Here is a 22,030-nt window from a genome sequence, read left to right as displayed (position 1 = left end):
CCCCATCCATATCACACGTCCAGATTGGCAACGCTGAGCGCATTGTCCTGAATGAACTCGCGGCGCGGTTCGACGACATCGCCCATCAGCCGGGTGAAGATTTCGTCCGCGACGTCCGCCTGCTGAATCGCAACCCGCAGCATCGAGCGGTTCTGCGGGTCGAGCGTGGTTTCCCAAAGCTGCTCCGCGTTCATCTCGCCCAGCCCCTTGTAGCGCTGGATCGACAGGCCCTTGCGGCCCGCCGCGAGGATCGCGTCGAGAAGCTGCGAGGGACGCGCAATCAGTATTTCGCCCTTGATCGCGGTAGCCGTCTCTTCGCCATCTTCGTCGGTATCCGCCGCCGCTTCCTGCTTCTCTGCTGCCTTGATCGGAATGAGCTTGGCGAGCTTTTGATAGCTGGCGGCCTCTTCGGCGGCGAGGCCGTGGAGCTTGCGCCCCTCGGCAGAAGCCAGGAACGCGGCGTCGATCGCAAAATGGTCGGTCACGCCGCGCCACAACCGTTCGAACCGGAAACCGCCATCTTCGGTCATGCGCGCCGTCCAGCGTGCTTCGCTGTCGGTCATGTCGAGCCGTTCGGCCACCGCCTGCAACCGCGCGGCACGGTCTTCGCGCGTAGCGGTCGGGTCAAGCGCGCCCGCCATGGCCAGTGCCTCGATGATATGAGCATCGTAACGGCGCGGGACATAGCGCATCAGCGTGCGCATCCGCCGCGCATGATCGACCATGGTGCGCAGGTCAGCGCCGGTGCGTGCACCTTCGCTGGTTTCGAGCAGGCTCGATTCGACGCCGTTGACGACCAGATATTCATCGAGCGCGTTGTCGTCTTTCAGATAGACTTCCGAACGCCCGCGCGTTGCCTTGTAGAGCGGCGGCTGTGCGATATAGAGATGCCCCTTCTCGATGATCTCAGGCATCTGGCGATAAAAGAAGGTGAGCAGCAAGGTGCGGATATGCGCGCCATCGACATCGGCGTCGGTCATAATCACGATCTTGTGATAGCGCAGCTTTTCGATGTTGAAATCATCGCGGATGCCGGTTCCCATCGCCTGAATCAGCGTACCGATCTCGCGGCTCGACAGCATCCGGTCGAACCGTGCGCGCTCAACGTTCAGGATCTTGCCGCGCAACGGCAGGATTGCCTGAAAATGCCGGTCGCGGCCCTGTTTCGCTGAACCCCCAGCGGAATCACCCTCGACCAGAAACAGTTCGGACTTGGCCGGATCGCGCTCCTGACAATCGGCGAGCTTGCCGGGCAGTGAGGCGATGTCCATCACGCCCTTGCGCCGGGTCAGCTCGCGCGCCTTTTTCGCTGCTTCGCGTGCGGCGGCGGCGTCGATCACCTTCTGAATGACGACTTTGGCCGCCTGCGGGTTTTCCTCCAGCCATTCGGAAAGCTTGTCCGCCATCAGGCTTTCAAGCGGCTGGCGCACTTCAGAGGAGACCAGCTTGTCTTTGGTCTGTGACGAGAATTTAGGATCGGGCAGCTTGACCGACACGATCGCGGTTAGTCCTTCGCGCATATCGTCGCCGGTCAGGTTGACCTTTTCCTTTTTCAGCGCGCCGGACTTGTCGGCATAGGCGTTGATCGTACGGGTCAGCGCCGCGCGGAACGCGGCCAGATGGGTGCCGCCGTCGCGCTGTGGAATGTTGTTGGTGAAGCACAGCACATTTTCATAATAGCTGTCGTTCCATTCCAGCGCGACTTCGATGGTAACCTCGTCACGGTCGCCGACCACCGCGATCGGTTCGGGGATCAGCGCGGTCTTGTTGCGATCGAGATATTTCACGAAAGCCGCGATACCGCCTTCGTAGAACAGCTCGACCTCACGCGGTTCCTCACTCCGGCTGTCGCGCAGGAAAAGACGCACGCCCGAATTGAGGAAAGCGAGCTCGCGATAGCGATGTTCCAGCTTGTCGAAATCGAACTCGGTAATCTTGAACGTGGTGGGCGAGGGCAGGAAGGTAACCCGCGTTCCCTTCTTGCCGTCGGCGTCACCCGTGACCTTCAGCGGCGCTTCGGCATCGCCGTGACGGAAGCGCATCGAATGTTCCTTGCCGTCGCGCCAGATGACGAGGTCGAGATATTCGGAAAGCGCATTGACCACGCTGACGCCGACACCGTGCAGACCGCCCGAAACCTTGTACGCGTTGCCGTCATTGGTGTTTTCGAACTTACCGCCGGCATGCAGCTGGGTCATGATGACTTCGGCCGCCGACACGCCCTCTTCCTTGTGGATGTCGGTCGGAATGCCGCGGCCATTATCCTCGACCGAAACCGAACCATCGGGGTTGAGTTCGATCAGAATCCGGTCGCAATGCCCCGCCAGCGCTTCGTCGATCGCATTGTCGGAAACTTCGAACACCATGTGGTGCAGGCCCGATCCGTCATCGGTGTCGCCGATATACATGCCGGGACGTTTGCGGACCGCGTCCAGTCCCTTCAGAACCTTGATCGATTCCGCGCCATATTCATTCTTCGCGGGTGTGTTTTCGGGTGTGCTTGCCATGACGAGGATATAGGAATTCGGGCGGGTCAAAGAAAGCAAAAACGCCTTTTTCGACCCGCCCTACTCGCTGTCCGTTTCTCCTGGCCCGTATCGGTGCCGCGCCCTGCCTCCACGCCGGCAACGGCACCGTTTCGTCGGCGCCCGTCGGAACGCCCCCCAGCGTTTCCAAGGTCGCCCTTGCGACAGCCCGCGAGGCTGTCTTCCCCCAGAACCACCTCCCCCCGGAAGCGGTCCATCCTTTCGGGCCGGTATCCGGGGCGCCCCTCAGGCCCCGGTCAACGGTGAGGCAGGTACTACAGCGATTCGCTCTGCGCGAAAATCCGGTCGATTACCTAGGGCGGTCATTAACCATCGTAGGTAGAGGGCGGTTCGGCGCTAAAATGGCGGCGTTGCCACAAATTCGGAGCTGTTTCGGTCCTGTCAGCCCTGTGCATTCGCGTTCGCGCGGCGGTTGTTGCGGCGTCCGCGATTGCCGCGTGGAGCACCGGCGGGCTTGGCCGCATGCGTCTTGCGCGGCGGACGGGGGCCGCGGTCGCGACGCGGTGCGCGCTCATCGCGGCCGGGTTCGATCCGCTTGCGGCTGGTCTGAATGCGTTCTGCTTCGGCAAGGAAGTTGGCGGGCAGGGGCACGACGTCCACCTTTTGCCGCGTCAGCTTTTCGATGCTGCGCAGATAGGGGCGCTCGTCATCCGCACAGAAGGCAAAGGCGACGCCGTCATTGCCCGCACGCGCGGTGCGGCCGATGCGGTGAACATATTGTTCGGCGACATTGGGAAGATCGAAATTGATGACATGGCTGACGCCCGACACGTCGATTCCGCGCGCGGCGATATCGGTGGCGACGAGCAGCTTCACCCGGCCTTCGCGAAAATCGCCCAGCGCCTTTTCGCGCTGCGGCTGGCTCTTGTTACCGTGAATGGCATGGGCGCGGATGCCGTTGCCCGCAAGCAGGCGGACAATGCGGTCGGCACCATGTTTGGTGCGGCTGAAGATCAGCGCGCGATCGATTTCGTTGTTTTCGAGGAACAGCGTCAGCAGCGCCTGCTTTTCCTTGCCGTTGACGAAGGTCACATACTGCTCGACGCGTTCGGCGGTGGAGGCGACCGGCGTGACCTTCACCTCGACCGGATCGGTAAGAAATTTGCCCGCCAGTTCGCGAATCGCCTTGGGCATGGTGGCGGAGAAGAACAGGCTCTGCCGGTCGACGGGCAGCATCGCGACGATCTTCTTCAGCGAGTGAATGAAACCGAGGTCGAGCATCTGATCGGCCTCGTCGAGGACGAGAATTTCGAGATCGGCGAGGCTCAGGCACTTCTGATCGATCAGGTCGAGCAGACGCCCCGGCGTGGCGACGAGAATATCGACGCCCGCGGCAGTGTCGCGGCGGTTGCGATTGATCGGCACACCGCCGAACACGGTCGCGACGCGCAGTTTGGAATAGCGGCCATATTCGGTGGCCGACTGAGCGATCTGGCTGGCCAGTTCGCGCGTCGGCGCGAGCACCAGCATGCGGCAGCGCATCGGCTTTACCCGGTTGTTGGCGGCGACGAGGCGCTGGATCGAGGGCAGCATGAAGGCCGCCGTCTTGCCGGTGCCGGTCTGCGCAATGCCGAGCAGATCGTTGCCGTCGAGCAGCGCGGGAATGGACTGGGCCTGGATCGGTGTCGGCGTTTCATAGCCCTTTTCGGCAAGCGCATCGACGAGCGACCGGTTGAGGCCGAGTTTCTGAAAAGACATGGTTTTCCTGCAATAGATTAGGCGCGCCAGACGCAATCATGGCGCATGGCGGGCGGGGTTGAATGCACCCCGCGTGATATGGGAAGCCTTGAAAAAATGGACGACGCGGAGCCGAGGCCGAAGCCCGATCACGCTGCATGACGCGTCGATTGGGGCGGCAGATGGGCGCGAACGCGGCATTTGTCAAGGAAAAGCGCGAATCGGCGGTGCCGGGGCGATTTGCTGCGCGCCGCGCGAACGCGCAATTTTCGTTCGAAGTTGTGGAAGTTGCGACTACGTCCCCCATGGTTCTCCCTTCCCGCCGATCCGTATGGACGCCTTTTGGGAAGAGGAACGGGTAAGCATGGCGCGACCCTGACAGAAGCGGCGCGTGTAGGACAGGGGGGAGAAGGGTTTGCCAACGGACCATGGGTGCAGCGTTCAAGACAAGCGTTTTGCATCCCGCCAGCGATCCCAGCTTTCGCTGGGATGACGGGTGGGGAGAAGGGGGCGCAAAATACGTCATCCCAGCGCAAGCTGGGATCGTCGGCGACCTGATGCTATGTCAGGAATATGGGCGGCTGGGTCTATATCCTGACCAATAAACGCGATGGTGTTCTGTACATCGGTGTCACCGCCGACCTTGCCGCGCGGATGATGCAGCATCGCAACGGCATCGGTTCTGCCTTTTGCCGACGCTACGGCCTGAAACGCCTCGTCTATGCCGAGCCGCATTCAGATATTGCAGCGGCAATTGTACGCGAAAAAGCGATGAAGGCGTGGAAGCGGGTTTGGAAAATCGAGCTGATCGAGACCAATAATCCGCATTGGGATGACCTGTTCGAAAGGCTCGTGTGACGTCAGCGATCCCAGCTTTCGCTGGGATGACGGGTGTGTATGCAGGTTAGACCGCCCGTGGTTCGCCGTCTTCCAGCACATGGGTGCATAGCTGCGCTTCGGGGCTGTCGCTGTCCTCCAGCGCGGCGACGGTGACCCAGCCTTCGTTGCGCAGGCGGGCCGCCCGTGCCGGGTCGCTGCCCAGCGGCACGAACAGGCGGCGGCGGGCGTCGCTGCCGAAATCGCAATCGACCAGCGTGTCGGCGTAGAGCGAGAAGCCGATGGCGGGTTCCTCCTGCCCGTCGCCGCGCAGGATGGTGTAGCTGCCGCCGCGGCCGATCGCGTCGCGTGCGCCCTGCGCATAGAGCGAGAAGCCGATCCAGCTTTGATATTCGAAGCCGTGGCGTTCGGTGGGGTCGAGGGTCATCGCCACCTTGCCTTGCACCGCCCCGGCAATCGCGGCCAGCCCGTCGAGGCGGCTGGTGAGCGCGTCGCCGGTATGCTCGCGCAGCCGCGCCATCGCCCGGTCGAACGGTCCCGCCGCCTCGATCAGCGGGAGATATTGCGGGGCGATTTCCGCGACGCCACCGGCATCCTTGGCATCCAGCCGTTCGCGCAACAGCGCCAGCCGGTCGGGGGAGAGGGTGTCGCCCGCCAGCGTATCGATCAGGTCGGGCAGGGTGAAGTCGATCGACACGCCGGGGACGCCCGCTGCGTCGAGCGCCTCGATCGCCACGGTGACGACTTCGCGCGCCGCCGCGACGCTGTCGAGGCCGATCAGCTCGACGCCGATCTGGCGCGCGGCGCGTTCGGGGTGGAGCTGCGACGCGCTGAGTTTGAGCACCGGCCCGGCATAGGACAGGCGCACCGGGCGCGGATGGTGCGCCATGCGGGTCGCCGCGATCCGCCCGACCTGCGCCGTAATGTCGGGACGGATGGCGAGCGTGCGCTGCGACACGGGATCGACGAAACGCACGGCATTGTGCGCGCTGCCCGCCTTCAGCCGCCCGGCAAGCGCGTCGACATATTCGGCAAGCGGCGGATCGACGCGTTCATAGCCATGCGCATAGGCGCTGGCGAGCACGCGGCGTTCCAGCCGCGCCGCGGCATCGGCCACGGGCGGCAGACGGTCATGAAAGCCCTCGGGCAGGAGTCCGGTCGTCATGTCCGGCCTCCTAGCCCGATCAGAACGCAAGTGCCATGGCGGTTTTCACGCCCGGCAGCGCCTTGACCTTGTTGAGCAGGTCGGGACCGGCATTGTCGTCGATCGACAGCAGCAGCACGGCCTCTCCGCCCGCGGCGCGGCGGCCGAGGTGGAAGGTGCCGATATTGATGCCTTCCTCGCCCAGCAGCGAGCCGAGGCTGCCGATGAAACCGGGCCGGTCTTCGTTGACGACATAGAGCATATGACCAACCAGATCGGCCTCCACCTTGATGCCGAACAGTTCGATCAGGCGCGGGGCGGCGTCGCTGAACAACGTGCCCGCGACCGAGCGGTCGCCCTCGTCCGTGTTGACGGTGACGCGGATCATCGTGTGGTAATCGCCTTCGCGGTCATGGCGCACCTCGCGCACGTCGAGGCCGCGTTCCTTTGCCAGAAAGGGGGCGTTGACCATGTTCACCGTGTCCGAATAGGAACGCATCAGCCCGGCGAGCACGGCGCCGGTGATCGGCTTCTGGTTGAGTTCGGCGGCCGCGCCCTCGGTCTCGATCGCCACCGATTTGAGCGGGCCATGGGCAAGCTGGCCGACCAGCGAACCGAGCTTTTCGGCCAATGCCATATAGGGTTTGAGGCGCGGTGCCTCTTCCGCCGACAGGCTGGGCATGTTGAGCGCGTTGGTGACGCCGCCCGAGACCAGATAGTCGCTCATCTGTTCCGCGACCTGAATGGCGACATTGACCTGCGCCTCGGTCGTCGACGCGCCCAGATGCGGGGTGGAGATGAAGTTGGGCGTGCCGAACAGCGCATTTTCCTTCGCCGGTTCGGTGGCGTACACGTCGAGTGCAGCACCGGCGATATGGCCGGATTCGAGGCCCTGCTTCAGCGCCGCCTCGTCGATCAGGCCGCCGCGCGCGCAGTTGATGATGCGCACGCCCTTTTTCGTCTTGGCGAGATTTTCCGCCGACAGGATGTTGCGTGTCTGATCGGTGAGCGGGGTGTGCAGGGTGATGAAATCGGCCCGCGCCAGCAGGGTTTCGAGATTGACCTTCTCCACGCCCAGTTCGATCGCGCGTTCCTCTGTCAGGAAGGGATCATAGGCGATGACCTTCATGCGCAGGCCGAGCGCGCGTTCGGCGACGATACCGCCGATATTGCCCGCGCCGATCAGGCCCAGCGTCTTGGCGGTCAGCTCGACGCCCATGAATTTCGACTTTTCCCACTTGCCCGCCTGGGTCGAGGCATCGGCCTGCGGCAGTTGGCGGGCGAGCGCGAACATCAGCGCGATGGCGTGTTCGGCGGTGGTGATCGAGTTGCCGAACGGGGTGTTCATGACGACCACGCCCTTGGCCGAGGCAGCGGGGATGTCGATATTGTCAACGCCGATGCCGGCGCGGCCGATCACCTTCATATTGGTGGCGGCGTCGAGAATTTCCTGCGTCACCCTGGTCGAGGAGCGGATGGCGAGGCCGTCATACTCGCCGATGATCGCTTTCAGTTCTTCCGGCGTCTTGCCGGTGATTTCATCCACCTCAACCCCGCGGGCGCGGAAGATTTCGGCGGCTTTCGGGTCCATCTTGTCGGAAATAAGTACCTTGGGCATGGGTGTTTATCCTTCGTCATCCCGGCACAAGCCGGGATCTCGTGCCGCAAAGGGCACAGAAATTGGGAAACGACCCCGGCTTTCGCCGGGGTGACGCGCGAAAGGGATTAAGCGGGTTTGACCTGTTCCCAGGCCCAGTCGAGCCAGGGGCCGAGCGCTTCGATATCGCCGGTGTCGACGGTGGCGCCGCACCAGATGCGCAGGCCCGGCGGCGCGTCGCGATAGCCCGCAATGTCGTATGCCGCGTCTTCGACTTCGAGCAGCGAGGCCATTTTCTTGACCATCGCGGCCTGTGCGTCGGCATCGGCGTCGGTGACGAGCTTCAGGCAGACGCTGGTGTTCGAGCGGATGGCGGGATCGGCGGGCAGATGGTCGAGCCAGTCGCGCGCCTGCACGATGCGGTCGAGCGCGGTGGCGTTCGCCGTCGAGCGGGAGATCAGCGCGTTGAGGCCGCCGATTTCCTGCGCCCATTCGAGCGCGAAGAGATAGTCTTCGACCGCCAGCATCGAAGGCGTGTTGATCGTCGCACCTTCGAAAATGCCCTCGATCAGTTTGCCGCTTTTGGTCATGCGGAAAATCTTGGGCAGGGGCCGGTCGGGCGTGAAGCTTTCCAGCCGCTCGACCGCGCGGGGGCCGAGGATCAGGACGCCATGGCCGCCTTCGCCGCCCATCACCTTCTGCCAGGAGAAGGTGGTGACGTCGAGCTTGTCCCAGGGCAGTTCCATCGCGAACACCGCGCTGGTCGCGTCGGCGAAGGTCAGTCCTTCGCGGTCGTCGCGAATCCAGTCGCCATTGGGGACGCGCACACCGCTGGTCGTGCCGTTCCAGGTGAAGATCACGTCATGGCTCTGATCGACGCTCGCCAGATCGACGATTGCGCCATAGTCGGCGGTCAGTACCGTGGGGTCGATCTTCAACTGCTTGACGGCATCGGTCACCCAGCCCTGACCGAAGCTTTCCCAGGCAAGCGTGGTGACGGGGCGCGCGCCCAGCATCGACCACATCGCCATTTCGACGGCGCCGGTGTCGGACGCGGGCACGATGCCGATGCGATGCGTATCGGGAATGCCCAGCACGTCGCGGGTCAGGTCGATCGCGCGTTTCAGCCGGCCCTTGCCGAGCTTCGAACGGTGCGAGCGGCCGAGCGAATCGAGAAACAGTTTTTCAGGGGACCAGCCGGGCGGCTTTGCGCAGGGACCGGAGGAAAAATGGGGACGCGCCGGTTTGATGGCGGGTTTGGCAGGCGCAACCGTAGCGCCGGGTACAGTCGTATCAGTCATATAGACTCTCCTTACAGAGAGCACGCGCGGCGTTGGGACCGCGTGGCCCGCCGACGGCCCTAGCGATGCGGGCCACGCTGTCAAGCGAAGATCGGCGGGCGGAGAGCGGAAACGTCGTCAGTCGGTATTGCCGCGGCGCGCCCGCAGTTCGTCGCGGATTTCGCGCAACAGCACGACATCGGTCGGCTCTGCGGCGGGAACTTCGGGCTTCTTCTCTTCGAATTCGGCCAGCATCTTGTTCACGCCGCGCACGATCAGGAAGACGATGAAAGCGAGGATCAGGAAGTTGATGGTGACGGTGATGAACTCGCCATAGCCGAACAGCGGCACGCCCGCTTCCTTCAGCGCGGCATAGTTGGTGTGCGATCCCTTATAGGTGGCGGGAATCGGGCCGAGGCGAATGAAATAGCTGGAAAAGTCGAATCCGCCGAACAGCCAGCCGACGACCGGCATGATGATGTCATTCGTCAGCGATTTGGTGATGGTGGTGAAGGCGCCGCCGATAATCACCGCCACCGCCAGATCGAGCACGTTGCCGCGCATGATGAACTTCTTGAAATCCTGCCACATGAGAACACCTCCTTTTCACGGCATGGCCGAGCCTGTGCGAATGGGTTCGCAAAACGATCTTTGCGTCGTTACAAGGGAGCAAAGCAAGGTCTGGAGGACGATCGAGATGCGGATTCGTGCGATTCTGGGGGTGATGCTGGCGATGACGCTCGCCGGGTGCGGGCTGAACAGCGTGCCCACCGCGCAGGAAAATGTGAAGGCGAAATGGGGCGAGGTACAAAACCAGTATCAACGCCGGGCCGACCTGATCCCCAATCTGGTGGCGACGGTAAAGGGCTATGCCAAGCAGGAAAATCAGGTGTTGACCAATGTGACCGAGGCGCGAGCGCGCGCGACGTCGATCAACGTCACCACCGACGACCTGTCGAATCCCGAACGGCTGAAACAGTTTTCCAGCGCGCAGAACCAGCTGACTCAGGCGCTGGGCCAGTTGCGCACGGTGGTGGAAAGCTATCCCGACCTGAAATCGAACACCAATTTCCTGGCGCTGCAATCGCAGCTTGAAGGCACCGAGAATCGCATCGCGATCGCGCGGCGCGACTATAATCAGGCGGTACAGGCGTATAACACGCGCATCCGCACCTTCCCCGACGCGATCGGCGCGAAGGTGTTCTATGGCGCCAAGCCGATGACCCCGTTCGAGGCACAGGCGGGAGCCGACAAGGCCCCGACCGTCAATTTCGGTAGCTGATCGTCATGGCGATGCTGCGCCGCTTTTTCCTGATCTGCCTGTTGTCGCTCGTCGCCCTGCCGGCGAGCGCGCAGACATTCCCCAAGCTGACGGGCTTCGTCGTCGATGCCGCCAACGTCCTGCCGCCGCAGGTCAAGGCGGACCTGACCGCGAAGCTCGACAAGCTGCAACAGACCACGCACCGGCAACTGATCGTCGCGACGATTCCCAGCCTGCAGGGCTATCCGATCGAGGATTACGGCTATCGCATGGGGCGCGCCTGGGGGGTCGGGCTGAAAGGGGCGGACAACGGCGCGATCCTGTTCATCGCACCCAATGAAAAACCCGGCCATCGCGGCCCGCGTATCGAGGTGGGATACGGGCTGGAACCGGTGCTGACCGATGCGCTGTCGAGCGTCATCATCAATCGCGACATGATGCCGAAATTGCGTGCGGGCGACATTCCCGGCGCGATAGAGGCGGGCACGGACGCGATCATCAAACAGCTCAGCGCATCGCCGGAAGAGGCACGCGCGGCGACGCAGGCGGCGGTGGCCGAATATGACAAGACGCACAAGCGCAGCAGCAAGGGCGGTGGCGGCGTGCCGGTCGGGCTGATCTTCTGGCTGGGCATATTGTTCTTCTTCTTCATCCTGCCGATGCTGCGGCACCGGCGCGCGCGGCGCGGGCCGTGGGGGCGGCGCTATCGTCGCCACGGCATTCTGGGCGATATCCTGTTGTGGAGCGCGATCGACGCGATGAGCAGCGGATCGCGCGGCGGATCGTCCTGGGGCGGCGGTGGCGGCTGGGGCGGGGGTTCGTCCGGCGGTGGCGGCGGCTGGGGCGGCGGCGGTTTCACCGGCGGCGGTGGCGGATCGTTCGGCGGCGGCGGCGCGACCGGGGGATGGTGATGCAGATCAGCGCACAGGATCGTCAGCGCGTGTCCGAGGCCGTGACCGCGGCGGAGCGCGACACCGATGGCGAAATCGTCACCATCGTCGCGCGGCAGTCCGACGGCTATACCGATGTCGCCTTGCACTGGGCGGTGCTGGCGAGCTTTTTCGTCGGCGCGCTGGCCGCCTGGTATTATCCGGTGATCGAGTGGCTCTATGCGCCGTTTGCGGATCGCTGGGCCAGTTCGGTGCCGCTCGACGGGTTGCTGACCACGCTATTGTTGCTGATGGCGCTCGTTTTCCTGCTGATGCGTGTGGCGATGGTGTCGATGGCGGTGCGGCTGGCGCTGACGCCGGGCTTTATCGAGGAGCGGCGCGTGCGGGCAAAGGCGCTGGCGCTGTTCCGTACCTCGGCCGAACAGCGCACGGCGGCATCGACGGGCGTGCTCCTATATGTCTCGCTGGCCGAACGGCGGGCGGAGATCGTCGCCGAAGCAGGGATTCACGAACGCGTGGCAGAGGATGTCTGGGGCGAGGCGATGGCGGCGCTGGTCACGGCGATGAAGGACGGCAGGCCGGGCGACGGCATGGCCGATGCGGTGACGCAGATCGGCGCGGTGCTGGCCGAGCATTTCCCCAAAAGCGACGGCAACCCCAATGAACTACCGGATCGCCTGATCGAATTATGAGCAACCATGACAGCGACAAGCCCGTCGAGACCCTGTGGGCCGGCGACTGGCTGACGATGAAGCGGCAGGGCCGGTGGGAATATGTTTCACGCGCACGCGGGATTCGCGCCGCCGTCATTCTGGCGGTGGTCGATGGCGACGTGCTGCTGGTCGATCAGTATCGCGCACCGTTGCAGCGCCGATGCCTCGAACTGCCCGCCGGGCTGGTCGGCGATCAGGATGCGGGGGAAACTGCCCTTGCGAGCGCGGCACGCGAGCTGGAGGAGGAAACCGGCTATCGCGCGGCGCAGGTCGAATCGCTGGGCGAGTTTTTCTCCTCCCCCGGCATGGCGTCGGAAGGCTTCACGCTGGTCCGTGCCACCGGCCTGACGCGGGTGAGCGAAGGCGGCGGGGTGGAGGATGAGGATATCCGCGTCCATCGCGTGCCGCTGTCCGGCATCGCCGACTATGTCGCCGCGCGCCGTGCCGAAGGGATGGCGATGGACGTCAAATTACTGCTGTTGCTGGGCGCGGGGATATTGGCGGAAAAGCCGTAATCCGCCTTCACCAACTCAACGGAAATTGTCGGCGTAGGCCTGCAGCTTCAGCTTGCGTTCGGGGGCGGGGACGACGTGGTAGCTGTGCCCTTCGCGGTCGCAATAGGCCTGTGCGGCCTCCAGCGTCGGGAACAGCATCCGCACCTGAGCGGCGGTGTTGCCGTGCCCGGCCCAGCCGGTCAGCGGATCGGGTTCCTGCCGTTCGGTCTGCTCGAACTCGACGACCCAGCGGTCGGTGCGCGCACGGCCCGACTGCATTGCGTTTTTGGGGCGTTGATAGATTCGCGCGACAGCCACGGTGTTCCTTTCCAAAGTTGCGCCTGATCGAGTCCCTCTAGCCATTTTTTTGCGCGCGTGCATCTGCCTTTTTCGTGCGCAGTGTCGGGGCGGCGTTCGCGGGATCGTCGGGCCAGGGATGTTTGGGATAGCGGCCGCGCATTTCCTTTGCCACCGCCTGCCAGCTTCCCGCCCAGAAACCGGGCAGGTCGCGCGTGGTCTGAATCGGGCGTCCGGCGGGGGAGGTGAGGCTGAGCACCAGCGGCACGGCACCGCGCGCGACGGTGGGATGGGTGGCGAGGCCGAACAGCGACTGCACGCGCAGCTCGACCTTCGGCCCGCCCTCCGCGCCATAGTCGATGGCATGGCCGGACCCGGCGGGGGTGGTGAAGCGTGCGGGGGCGAGGCGGTTGAGCGCCTGCATCCCGTTCCAGCCGAGCAACCCCTCCAGCGCCGTCGTCAGCGCGGGAGCGCGAATCGCATCGAGCCGCCGCGCGCTGGCCAGTAGCGGTTCGAGCCATGCATCGGCACGTTCCAGCAGGGCGGCATCGTCGAGCGCGACCTCCGGCCCGCCATGACCGGCGGCGAACGCGGCGCGGGCGCGCAGGGCCAGCGCTTCGGCGGGCCATGGCAACAGGTCCAGCCCATGGTCGCGCACGCCCGCCAGCAGCGCGGCGGCGATTTCGGCTTGCGAGGCGTCGCTGTCGGGACCGCCGGCCAGCCGGATCGCGCCCAGCCGCTTTTCGCGCGCCGCCGTCACCGCGCCGGTAGCAGAGTCGAAACGGACATGGCGCTGCGTGGCGATGCGGTCGGCGAACCAGCGTTCGACGGCCTCGGCAGGGATGGGTGCCGCCGACAGGATGCGCGCGCTCGCCGCCGCGCCCTGCGTCTCCGCCACCGCCAGCCATTCGTGCCGGGCAAGGCTGGAGGCGGGATCGAGCCGGAAGCGTCGCCCGCTTGCCGCCGTCCAGCGTTCGCCGTTGCTGTCCTGTCGCCGGGCGATCCGGTCGGGAAAGGCAAGGGCGACCGCCTGCGCCACCGCGTCGGGATCGGGCGCGCCGGATTGCGGTTCCGCGCCGACCGATCCGGCCCAGCGCGCGGCGAGCCTGCGCGCGGCGTCGGCGCGGCGTCCGCGTTCGCTGCCCCAGCGGCGCAACCGGTGTTCGAGGTCGGCGTCATTGCCGCCCAGCCCGCGCTCGCCGAGCAGCACCGCGACCTGCGCAGCAGTGCCCGCAAAGCCCCGCTCGGCGGCGCGCAACAGCATATGGCCCAGCCGGGGCGGCAGCGGCAGGCGGGCTATCGCTTCGCCATGCGAAGTCGGGCGGCCGCTGTCATCGAGCGCATCGAGCCGTTCGAGCCGGGTGCGCGCTTCGGCAATCCCGGCGGCGGGCGGCGGATCGAGCCAGCGCAGGCTCTGCGGATCGGTGACGCCCCAGCGCGCGCAGTCGAGCACCAGCGGCGACAGGTCGGATTCGAGGATTTCGGGCGGGTCGAAACGCGGCAGCCCCTTGGTCGCCGCTTCCTCCCACAGGCGATAGGCGGTGCCCGGCCCCTGCCGCGCGGCACGGCCCGCGCGCTGCGTCACCGCCGCCTGACTGGCGCGTTCGGTGACGAGGCGGGTCATCCCGGCGGCGCGGTCGTAGCGGGGCCTGCGCGCCAGTCCCGAATCGACCACCACGCGAATGCCGTCGAGGGTGAGCGAGGTTTCGGCAATCGAGGTGGCGAGGACCAGCTTGCGCCGCCCGTCGGGATCGGGGGCGATGGCCGCGCGCTGGGCAGCGGGGTCGAGGCTGCCGTGCAGGCGGTGGAGGGCGATGTCGTCCCGTAACCCCGTCAGCCGTTCGGCGGTGCGCTCAATCTCCGCCACGCCGGGCAGGAAGGCGAGGATGCCCCCGGTTTCTTCGCGCAGCGCGGTGCGAATCGCGCCTGCCATGGCATCCTCGATCCGCTTTTCGGGGCTGGTGCCGATATGGCGCAGGGTGAGCGGGTGGCTGCGCCCTGCGCTCTCGATCACGGGGGCATCGTCCATCAGCCCGGAAAAGCGCGCGCCGTCGAGCGTCGCCGACATGGCGATCAGCCGCAGGTCAGGCCGCAGCGCGCCCTGTACGTCGAGCGCCAGCGCCAGCCCGAAATCGCTGTCGAGGCTGCGTTCATGCACTTCGTCGAACAGCACGGCAGAGACGCCCGCCAGTTCGGGGTCGGACTGGATACGGTTGACGAAAATCCCCTCGGTCAGCACCGTCACGCGCGTCGCGGACGAGCGTTTGCTGTCCATCCGCGTCGCATAGCCGAAGTGCTGCCCCACCGGTTCGCCCGCCAGTGCCGCCATGCGTTCGGCCGCCGCGCGTGCCGCCAGCCTGCGCGGGGAGAGCAGCAGCACTTCGCCCGTGCACCAGGCGCGGTCGAGCAGGGCCGGGGCGACCGCAGTGGTCTTGCCCGCGCCCGGCGGCGCGACCAGCACCGCGCTGGCCCGCGCATCGAGCGTGGCGAGCAGGTCCGGCAGGACGGCGTGGATGGGAAGGCGCTCAACCATGGCTCGCGGCTTTAGGGTCACGACCGCGCAATTAATGGGTCTTGACCCTGGCGGCGCATGGCGGGTGCGCTCAATAGGCGCGCGCGACCGCGAACTCGACCGCTTCGATCATCGCGCGCTTGGCGGCACCGTCGGCAAAGCCGCCGATCGCGTCGATCGCGCGCTGGCCGTAATGGCGCGCGCGAGCCAGCGTATCGTCGACCGCGCGGCTGTCGCGGACAAGGGCGACGGCGTGCATGAAGTCGTCATCGCTGATCCGGCGTCCGGCGACTGCTTCTTTCCAGAAGGCGCGGGCGTCGTCATTGCCGCGCGCATAGGCGAGGATGACAGGCAGCGTCATCTTGCCCTCGCGGAAATCGTCGCCGGCATCCTTGCCCATCGTGCCCGCGTCGGAAACATAGTCGATGGCGTCATCGACAAGCTGGAAGGCGATGCCGAGATTGCGGCCATAGGCGTCGAGCGCCATTTCCTCCGACTGGTCGCGTTCGGCCACTACGGCGGCGATCCGGCAGGCGGCGGCGAACAGCGCGGCGGTTTTTGCGCCGATGATTTCGAGATAGCGCTCCTCGCCGATATCGATGCGGCGCGCGGCGGTGAGCTGATTGACCTCGCCCTCGGCAATGATCGCGCTGGCTTCGGAGAGGATTTTCAGCACCTTCAGGCTGCCGTCCTCGACCATCAGTTCGAACGAGCGGGAGAAGAGGAAGTCGCCGACCAGCACGCTGGCCGGATTGCCCCAGATGATATTGGCGGTGCGTCGCCCGCGCCGCAGGTCGGAGCCGTCGACGACATCGTCATGGAGCAGAGTCGCGGTGTGGATGAACTCGACCGAGGCGGCGAGTTTGTGATGGCGCGTGCCTTCATACCCCAGCAGCTTTGCGCTGGCGAGCGTCAGCATCGGGCGCAATCGCTTGCCCCCACCCGCGATCAGGTGTCCGGCAAGCTCGGGAATCAGCGGAATTTGCGACTGCATGCGGTCGAGGATCACGCTGTTGACGAGGTTGAGATCCTGCGCGACCAGCGCCATGAGCGGGTCGAGCGACGGGGTGCCGTGCGGGTTCAGCCGGTGGACAGTTGCGGTCATCGTGACGCGATGTGGCCGTCTGCGCGTCCGGACGCAAGTGTTTTGCGGGTTGCATGGAGTGAAAGGGCAGGCGAGAAGCCGAATCGACCGGGCAAATGGAGGGCTGAATGGCCGACGACATGCTGGCGCGTTATCGCCAGAGCATCGACAATATCGACGCGGCGCTGATCCACATGCTCGCCGAACGGTTCAAGATTACGCAGGAAGTGGGCCGCTACAAGGCGGAAACCGGGCTGGCGCCCGCCGATCCGGGGCGCGAGGCACGACAGATCGCGCGGCTGCGGCAACTGGCGCAGGATGCCGATCTGGACCCTGAATTTTCAGAGAAATTCCTGCGGTTCATCATCGATGAGGTCATCCGCCATCACGAACGGCTGCGCGACGGCGAATAAGCGCCGATTTCAGCGGCTGGCGACCAGCGGCGATTCGACGAAACCGGGCGAATCCGCCTGAATCATTGTGGTGGCAGCGACCTGATTGCGACCCTGATGCTTCGCGGCATACAGCGCTTCGTCCGCCTGTTGATAGAGCGTGCGAAAATCGGCCGCACCGTTCATCCGGGCAATGCCGATACTGACCGTGATTATAACATCTGCACCGAGAGTCGCGCTATGGTCGCAGGCAGCGATTTCGCGGCGGACATTTTCGGCGAAATGGGCAAGGGCGATCGGTTCGAGGTCGGGTAGCATCACGGCAAATTCCTCTCCGCCCAGCCGCGCGACGGTGCACAATTCGCCTTCCCACTGTTTGAGTCGCAAGGCGATGGTGGTCAGCACCTGATCGCCGGCATCATGACCATATTGATCGTTGACTCGCTTGAACCGATCGACGTCGAGCAGGATCAGCGCGACCGCTGTTCCGTTCGCTGCCGATTGTTCGAGCATCGGCGTCACCGCCTCCATGAACCCGCGCCGGTTGCGCAGGCCGGTCAGCGGATCGCGCCGCGCAAGTTCATGCGCCTGCGCCTCGGCACGCAGGGCATGGTCGCGCTCTATGCGCAGGCGCCCATAGGTGAACGACACCGCAATCGATAGCCAGATCGTCTGCCATGCGGCGGCAAACAGCACCAGAAGCTGCGAACCGCCGCCCCAGAACAGGTGATCGGTCGAAATGAACGTCGTCGAGGCCAGCACGATCATCGGCAATGCCCAGGCGCCGGCAAAGCTGCGCGCTTCGGAACTCCCCGCCCGCCAGGCCAAGGTCAGGCAAACGGCGACCGCGATCAGATCGGCCAGAATCAGCAGGCTGAGGAATGTATCCATCAGCATGATCGGACCGGTACGCATGAAAGACAGGGGAATGCCGAGGATGCCGATCGCTATACCCATCAGCAACGTCGTCCGCCGGAGAAGCGCGGGAACATGGTCGCGCTTCAGTGCGGTGACCGCGCTCATGGTGGCAAGCGTGATCGCCAGACACGAAAGGCCGGTACAGAGCTGGGCGGAAAAACTGCCCGCCAGCGACGGGAAAAGAAACAGGTGCAATTGCGCCCATACCGCGCCCCAGATGAACAGGCAGGCCGCCCATGCGCTTTGCCATGCCGAAAAAGGCGCACGAATGGCGATGGCCAGCGACGCGTTATAGATGGCGCCGATCAGCAGCAGCATGAGCGCAGCGCCGACCGCCGTGGCCAGCGCCGCGAATTGCACGTCGCTTGTGCCATTGTCGGCCAGCCGGATACGCAGCAGGTCGGCACTGGCGAGCCGGTCGAACCGCAAGGTGATTGCCGTCAGAGGAACGTCGCGCTTCGGCACCTGAAAGGCGATCTGGCCGCCCGGTCGCCAGTAGGAACCGAAATCACCGCCCCGCACCTGTTCCTGTCGCACCTGGCCGTCGGCATAGGAAAAACGCACGGCCAGACGGTCAAAACGTGAATTGCCGACCACCAGCGTCAGGTCGCGCAGGTTCAGTCCCAGCCGCTGCGGGTCGACGCGCAGCCACAGGCTGCCATGCTGATACCCCGTCGGCTTGCCATGGCATTGAAAGGCGCTGTCCGGCGGAACTTCCGCCGATATCGTACTGACCGCATGACAGAAATCGCCGTCCAGCCAGCGCTGATGCGCGGCGGCGAGCGCAGGGCAGCCGACGCACAGCAGGGCGGCAAAAAGCACCAGCCCCCTGATACGCAGTCGAACAATTCCCCACTTACCGGTCATGGCACAGTATGTGCCACATCATGCCTTCCAGAAAGTTACCGGCGGGCAGTTCCGCAAGCGGTTTTTGCGAGGCCGGTCAGGCGCGCTATTCCGCTGCCAGTAAATCTTCCGCGCCGCCCAGATCGACCGAGACGAGGCGGCTGACCCCGCGTTCGACCATGGTGACGCCGAACAGCCGGTGCATCCGGCTCATCGTCGCGGCATTGTGGGTGACGATCAGATAGCGGGTTTCGGTTTCGCGCGTCATCCGGTCGAGCAGGTCGCAGAAGCGGTCGATATTGGCGTCGTCGAGCGGTGCGTCGACTTCATCGAGCACGCAGATCGGTGCCGGGTTGGTGAGGAACAGCGCGAAGATCAGCGCCACCGCCGTCAATGCCTGTTCACCGCCCGAAAGCAGGGTGAGCGATTGCAGCTTCTTGCCCGGCGGCTGCGCCATGATTTCCAGCCCCGCCTCCAGCGGGTCGTCCGAATCGATCATTTCCAGATGGGCCGCGCCACCATTGAACAGGGTTGAAAACAGCCGCTGAAAATGCCGGTCCACCGCCTTGAACGCGGCGAGCAGACGCTGACGGCCTTCGCGATTCAGCGTGCCGATCGATCCGCGCAGCCGGTTGACCGCCTGACCCAGTTCCTCGCGCTCGGCGGCGTTGGTGGCACCCGCGTGTTCCAGTTCCTCCAGTTCACGCTCGGCAATCAGGTTGACCGGGCCGATGCGTTCACGGTCGAGCACCAGCTTTTCATGCTGGCGCGATTCGCCCTCCGGCGTGCCGACGCCATCGCTTTCGAACCCCGCCTTTTTGGGCAGGACCGGCGGCGGGCATTCGAAACGTTCGCCCGCGACGCGGCCCATTTCGATGCGGCGGGCATCCTGATTTTCGGCACGCGCATTGGCACCGGCACGCGCTTCACGCGCCTGAGCCAGCGCCTCGGCAGTGGTGCGCACCGCCTCTTCGGTTCTGCGCAATGCCGCTTCAGCCTCCGCCTCTTTCGCCTGTGCCGCGTCGGCGGTTGCGCGGCTGGTGATCTGCGCGGTTTCCGCGGCGGCGATGGCGGTTGCGAGCGTGTCGGGGCGCTCGCGGATCGTTTCGGCTTCGGCGTCGATGGCGGCGGCACGCTTGTCCATATCGGTGATGCGGCGCGCGGCCTCTCCGGCGCGGGCCTTCCAGTTCCGAACCTCGGTAGCGACAGCGGCGGCGCGTTCGCGATCCTGCGCAATCTGGCGATCGAGCGTGGTACGGTCGGCGCGTGCTGTGGCGGCTGCCGCCCGGCGCGCTTCGGCGGTCTGGCCCAGCGTTTCCACGCGCGCGCCGGTCTGCGTATCGTCGGGCAGTGCGGCGGCATTGGCCTGTGCCACGGTCAGTTCGGCCTGTGCGGCGTCATGATCTTCGCGCACGCGGGCCAGCCGCTGTTCGAGGTCGCTGCGTTGCGCGGCAATGCGCTCCAGCGCGGCAGCGGCGCGGTCCTCGGCACGGATCGCATCGCGCAGTTGGGTTTCGGCCGTGGCGATAGCGTGGCGATGGCGCTCGATCGCCTGACGCGCGGCGGCAATCGCCTGGCCGATCGTCTCCAGCGCGGAATCGGCGGTTTCGAGCGCCTGTTGCGCGGCGGGGCGTGCCTTTTCGAGCGCGGTCAGCCGGTTGCGGCGTTCGAGCCGTTCGGCGGCGGCGGCACCGCCCGATCTGGCGACATAGCCGTCCCAGCGGCGCAGCGACCCCGCCAAAGTCACCAGCCGTTGCCCGACCGCGAGCGGCTGGCCGTCATCGGTTTCGGCGACCACGATCTGCCGCAGCCGCCGGGTCAGCAGGGCAGGAGCATCGACATGCTCGGCCAGCATGGTCAGGCCGGGCGGCGGAGCGGGGTCGTCGGGGCGCGGCTGGGTCATGGCCCAGAAGCGTTCGGCGGTGCTGTCCTGTCCGGCCTCCAGATCGTCGCCCAGCGCGGCCGCAAGCGCGCGTTCATAGCCCGGCTCCGCGGTCAGCGCGTCGAGCAGCTTGTCGCCGCCTGCGGTGCGGTGCAGTGCTTTTTCGAGCGCTCTGGCTTCGCTGTCGAGGGCCGCGAGTTCGGCATGGGCGGCGGCACGGGCCGATTGCGCGGTCGATTGCTCCGCCACGGCGGTTTCGCGGGCCTGTTCGGCCTGTTCGAGGGCGCTCTGGGCGGCGGCGATCCGGGTTTCGGCATCGGTGCGTGCCTGCCGGGCGCCGGTCAGTTCGGTTTCGAGCGGACCCGGCTGGGCCAGTGCATCGAGTTCCGCCGTGCTGCGCGCCAGATCGCGGTCGGCGCGGTCGAGGCGCGCGCGCGCGGCGGTGAGCGCTGCTTCGGCGACGCGCTTTTCGGCGGCTTCCCTTGCCTGTTCGGCCAATGCCTGTGCCAGTGCAACCTCGGCATCGCGTGAGGCGCTTTCGGCGGCGGCCAGTGCCTGATCGAGGTCCGGGATACGCGCCGATGCCTCATCGATCCGCCGGGTGAGCGCTGTGCCCTCTTCCTCCAGCCGGGCGATTGCCGCCGCCGCATCGCTGGCCAGTTCGCCCTCACGCGTGCGGTCGTCGGCCAGCCGTTCGCGGCTCGAGTGCAGATCGGCGATGCGGCGCGTGAGCGTATCCTGCTCGGTGCGCAGCGTTTGCAGTGTGTGGGCGCTTTCCGCCGCGGCGTCACGGGCCGCCAGCGCGGCGCTGCGTGCTTCGCCCAGCGTCTGCGTTGCCGCATGCTGATGGGCGACCGCCGCGCGTTCGGCCTCGGCGCGTTCGAGCACCCGTTCCTCAGCCTCTGCGGCTTCGCGTTTTGCGATTTCAGCCGCAGCGGCGGCATCGCGCCAGCGGGCATAGATCATGCGTGCTTCGGCCACGCGAATGTCGTCGGTCAGGCGGCGATAGCGCTCCGCCTGCCGCGCCTGCCGCTTGAGGGCTGCGGCGCGTGCCTCCTGATCGGCGATGACCTCGTCGAGGCGGGCAAGATTGGCTTCGGTTGCGCGCAGCCGTTGCTCGGCATCCCTGCGCCGGACGTGCAGGCCGGAAATTCCGGCGGCTTCTTCCAGCATCTGCCGCCGTTCACCGGGTTTGGCGGCGATGACGGCGCTGATCCTGCCCTGGCTGACCAGCGCGGGCGAATGCGCGCCGGTGGCGGCGTCGGCGAAGAGCAGCGCCACGTCCTTCGCACGAACGTCGCGTCCGTTGATGCGATAGGCGGAACCGGCGCCGCGTTCGATGCGGCGGACGACCTCCAGTTCCTCATCCTCCTCGCCGCCGGTTTGTTCGGCGAGAATCTGGACTTCGGCGAAATCGCGGCGCGGGCGGCTTTCGGTGCCCGCGAAGATGACGTCCTCCATGCCGGCGCCGCGCATCGACTTGGGCGAGTTTTCGCCCATTGCCCAGCGCAGCGCCTCCAGCAGGTTGGACTTGCCGCAGCCATTGGGGCCGACAATGCCGGTCAGTCCCGGCTCGATGCGCAGATCGGCGGCGTCGACGAAGCTTTTGAAGCCCGCCAGTCTCAGCCGTTTGATCCGCACCCGATGTCAGCCCCCCATG

At 65.7% G+C, this 22,030-nt stretch carries 17 protein-coding genes; 6 read left to right on the top strand and 11 right to left on the bottom strand.

The window, feature by feature from the left end:
* Window positions 1-11: 11 nt before the first annotated feature.
* A complete protein-coding gene (gyrB, locus tag FHR23_RS05365) occupies window positions 12-2,507 on the bottom strand; it encodes a DNA topoisomerase (ATP-hydrolyzing) subunit B (RefSeq protein ID WP_184002198.1) in 2,496 nt (831 codons plus the stop codon).
* Window positions 2,508-2,927: 420 nt separating this feature from the next.
* Window positions 2,928-4,244 (bottom strand): DEAD/DEAH box helicase, encoded by a 1,317-nt coding sequence (locus tag FHR23_RS05360; protein WP_184001841.1) that lies wholly within the window; start codon window positions 4,242-4,244, stop codon window positions 2,928-2,930.
* A gap of 552 nt (window positions 4,245-4,796) precedes the next feature.
* On the opposite strand from FHR23_RS05360, the gene FHR23_RS05355 reads away from it, so the two are divergent.
* Window positions 4,797-5,081: a GIY-YIG nuclease family protein gene (locus FHR23_RS05355; RefSeq protein ID WP_184001840.1), complete on the top strand. Its 285-nt coding sequence runs from the start codon at window positions 4,797-4,799 to the stop codon at window positions 5,079-5,081.
* Window positions 5,082-5,127: 46 nt separating this feature from the next.
* Here FHR23_RS05355 and FHR23_RS05350 read toward each other — a convergent pair whose 3' ends face one another.
* The 4 genes from FHR23_RS05350 to mscL form a co-directional block, all read right to left on the bottom strand.
* Window positions 5,128-6,225 (bottom strand): ATP phosphoribosyltransferase regulatory subunit, encoded by a 1,098-nt coding sequence (locus FHR23_RS05350; RefSeq protein WP_184001839.1) that lies wholly within the window; start codon window positions 6,223-6,225, stop codon window positions 5,128-5,130.
* Between the two features lie 19 nt (window positions 6,226-6,244).
* Complete coding sequence (gene serA / locus FHR23_RS05345; RefSeq protein WP_184001838.1) at window positions 6,245-7,822, bottom strand: phosphoglycerate dehydrogenase; 1,578 nt, start codon at window positions 7,820-7,822, stop codon at window positions 6,245-6,247.
* Between the two features lie 107 nt (window positions 7,823-7,929).
* The gene (locus FHR23_RS05340) at window positions 7,930-9,102 is read right to left on the bottom strand and encodes a phosphoserine transaminase (protein ID WP_184001837.1); all 1,173 of its coding nucleotides are present in this window, start codon (window positions 9,100-9,102) and stop codon (window positions 7,930-7,932) included.
* A 117-nt stretch (window positions 9,103-9,219) separates the two neighbouring features.
* The gene (gene mscL, locus FHR23_RS05335; RefSeq protein WP_184001836.1) at window positions 9,220-9,672 is read right to left on the bottom strand and encodes a large conductance mechanosensitive channel protein MscL; all 453 of its coding nucleotides are present in this window, start codon (window positions 9,670-9,672) and stop codon (window positions 9,220-9,222) included.
* A gap of 106 nt (window positions 9,673-9,778) precedes the next feature.
* Here mscL and FHR23_RS05330 point away from each other — a divergent pair, with 106 nt between their 5' ends.
* From FHR23_RS05330 to FHR23_RS05315, 4 genes are read left to right on the top strand one after another with little or no spacing between them, the layout of a single operon-like run.
* Window positions 9,779-10,363: a LemA family protein gene (locus FHR23_RS05330; RefSeq protein WP_184001835.1), complete on the top strand. Its 585-nt coding sequence runs from the start codon at window positions 9,779-9,781 to the stop codon at window positions 10,361-10,363.
* 5 nt (window positions 10,364-10,368) lie between these two features.
* Window positions 10,369-11,253: a TPM domain-containing protein gene (locus FHR23_RS05325; protein ID WP_184001834.1), complete on the top strand. Its 885-nt coding sequence runs from the start codon at window positions 10,369-10,371 to the stop codon at window positions 11,251-11,253.
* The gene (locus FHR23_RS05320; RefSeq protein ID WP_343043010.1) at window positions 11,253-11,924 is read left to right on the top strand and encodes a TPM domain-containing protein; all 672 of its coding nucleotides are present in this window, start codon (window positions 11,253-11,255) and stop codon (window positions 11,922-11,924) included. The genes FHR23_RS05325 and FHR23_RS05320 overlap by 1 nt, the downstream gene beginning before the upstream one ends.
* A complete protein-coding gene (locus FHR23_RS05315; RefSeq protein WP_184001832.1) occupies window positions 11,921-12,460 on the top strand; it encodes an NUDIX hydrolase in 540 nt (179 codons plus the stop codon). Before FHR23_RS05320 ends, FHR23_RS05315 begins: the two co-directional genes overlap by 4 nt.
* A 15-nt stretch (window positions 12,461-12,475) precedes the next feature.
* On the opposite strand, the gene FHR23_RS05310 is transcribed toward FHR23_RS05315, so the two are convergent.
* The 3 genes from FHR23_RS05310 to FHR23_RS05300 form a co-directional block, all read right to left on the bottom strand.
* Entirely contained in the window at window positions 12,476-12,757 is a 282-nt protein-coding gene (locus FHR23_RS05310; RefSeq protein WP_184001831.1) for an NADH dehydrogenase ubiquinone Fe-S protein 4, read from the bottom strand.
* A gap of 37 nt (window positions 12,758-12,794) precedes the next feature.
* A complete protein-coding gene (gene hrpB / locus FHR23_RS05305; protein WP_184001830.1) occupies window positions 12,795-15,269 on the bottom strand; it encodes an ATP-dependent helicase HrpB in 2,475 nt (824 codons plus the stop codon).
* A gap of 70 nt (window positions 15,270-15,339) precedes the next feature.
* Complete coding sequence (locus FHR23_RS05300) at window positions 15,340-16,353, bottom strand: polyprenyl synthetase family protein (protein ID WP_184001829.1); 1,014 nt, start codon at window positions 16,351-16,353, stop codon at window positions 15,340-15,342.
* A 107-nt stretch (window positions 16,354-16,460) separates the two neighbouring features.
* Here FHR23_RS05300 and FHR23_RS05295 point away from each other — a divergent pair, with 107 nt between their 5' ends.
* The gene (locus FHR23_RS05295) at window positions 16,461-16,745 is read left to right on the top strand and encodes a chorismate mutase (protein WP_184001828.1); all 285 of its coding nucleotides are present in this window, start codon (window positions 16,461-16,463) and stop codon (window positions 16,743-16,745) included.
* 9 nt (window positions 16,746-16,754) lie between these two features.
* Here FHR23_RS05295 and FHR23_RS05290 read toward each other — a convergent pair whose 3' ends face one another.
* Both FHR23_RS05290 and smc read right to left on the bottom strand, forming a co-directional pair.
* The gene (locus tag FHR23_RS05290) at window positions 16,755-18,509 is read right to left on the bottom strand and encodes a GGDEF domain-containing protein (RefSeq protein WP_184001827.1); all 1,755 of its coding nucleotides are present in this window, start codon (window positions 18,507-18,509) and stop codon (window positions 16,755-16,757) included.
* Window positions 18,510-18,594: 85 nt separating this feature from the next.
* Entirely contained in the window at window positions 18,595-22,011 is a 3,417-nt protein-coding gene (gene smc / locus FHR23_RS05285) for a chromosome segregation protein SMC (protein WP_184001826.1), read from the bottom strand.
* Window positions 22,012-22,030: the final 19 nt, after the last annotated feature.

It is taken from the genome of Stakelama sediminis, assembly GCF_014199335.1.
GTDB classification, from domain to species: domain Bacteria; phylum Pseudomonadota; class Alphaproteobacteria; order Sphingomonadales; family Sphingomonadaceae; genus Sphingomonas; species Sphingomonas sediminis.
This window is presented reverse-complemented; position numbering and strand designations above follow the sequence as displayed.